The organism is Nocardia sp. NPDC060220 (genome assembly GCF_042727815.1).
GTDB lineage: Bacteria > Actinomycetota > Actinomycetes > Mycobacteriales > Mycobacteriaceae > Nocardia.
Window position 1 is genome coordinate 1 of the sequence record NZ_JBHWZY010001358.1, and the last position, 1,137, is coordinate 1,137.

Annotated in this window: 3 protein-coding genes; all 3 read left to right on the forward strand. The window is 69.4% G+C overall.

Annotated elements, in window-relative coordinates:
* Window positions 1-262: DUF3459 domain-containing protein (locus tag ACFWF3_RS36760; RefSeq protein ID WP_379318850.1), on the forward strand; the 262-nt coding region annotated here is incomplete at its 5' end.
* A 74-nt stretch (window positions 263-336) separates the two neighbouring features.
* Window positions 337-615, forward strand: coding sequence for a hypothetical protein (locus tag ACFWF3_RS36765; protein ID WP_194829561.1), 279 nt, complete (start codon window positions 337-339; stop codon window positions 613-615).
* The gene (locus ACFWF3_RS36770; protein ID WP_378995570.1) at window positions 602-1,066 is read left to right on the forward strand and encodes a DUF5130 domain-containing protein; all 465 of its coding nucleotides are present in this window, start codon (window positions 602-604) and stop codon (window positions 1,064-1,066) included. The genes ACFWF3_RS36765 and ACFWF3_RS36770 overlap by 14 nt, the downstream gene beginning before the upstream one ends.
* Window positions 1,067-1,137 lie beyond the last annotated feature (71 nt).

The window sequence follows — 1,137 nt, forward strand, 5'->3', positions numbered from 1 at the left end:
GCTGGAAACCCTGCACTCGACGCTGTCGCTGTACCGGCTGGCGATCGACCTGCGCGCCACCCGGCCGGAGTTCGCGGGCCAGCGGATCGAGTGGTACGGCAGTCCCGACGGCTGCCTCGCTTTCCGTCGGCCGGGCGGGTTGATCTGCGTGCTCAACGCCTCGGACGGCCCGATCCAGTTGCCGCCGGGGGAGGTGCTGTTGTCGAGCGCTCCGGTCGCCGACGACCGGTTGCCACCGAACGCGGCGGCCTGGTTGGTGTAGCACCGCCGGACACGCGGTGCGGGAACTGCCAGCCGGAGGATGAACTACTACACAGCATCGTCTACCGTTGGTGCGTGAGCATTCTCGAGACAGTGCTGATCTTCGTCGGCATCCCGGCCGCGATCTACTTCGCGATCGCGGGTTTGTCCTATCTCGGTAAGCCATTCCCCGGTGAGAAGCCGGCCCACTTCGCACTCGGGCAGAAGTGGACCCACCGGCCGGTGCTGTGGAGTGCTACCGATGAGGTGACCGCCGCGGCGGGGCACCACACCGCCGAGCCGCATGGCAGTCATGCGGCTCTCGAAACCGCGCATGCGGAGCTGATCGGAGGCCGGGCAAGTGGCAAGTTCTAATTGGCCCGCGGTGGTCGAGGCCGACCTGCCGCACGGGTTCGCCCTCACCAGCAGCGGCCGGGTGTCCGGCGTGCACGAGCCCGGCACCGTGTTCGACGAGGTGCCGTTCACCGATCGTGAACGCATCTCCCTCGACAACGCGCTCACCGAGGCGACCCGCGCCACCAAGGTCCGCTTCAACATCTACCTCGGCGACCTCGGCTCCGATCCGGCGGCCGGTGCCGACGCGATTCTGCCGAACACCCCGGAGTCGGCCGATTCGGTGCTCATCGCCGTGTCCCCGAACCAGGGCGCGATCGAGGTCCGTTCCGGTGCGAATGTGGCCGAGCGCGCCAACGACCGCATCTGCCAGCTCGGCGTCACCGCCGCGCTGGCCTCGTTCCGTCAGGGCAACTTGATCGACGGCCTGATCTCGGCCACCCGCGTGATGGCCGCCGCGATCGGCCGCTAGTTCGTTCTCCTCCGGACGGGGGGGGGAACGCCAGGGGTTCGCGCCGGGGGGGGGGGTCGCGCCCGGCGGGG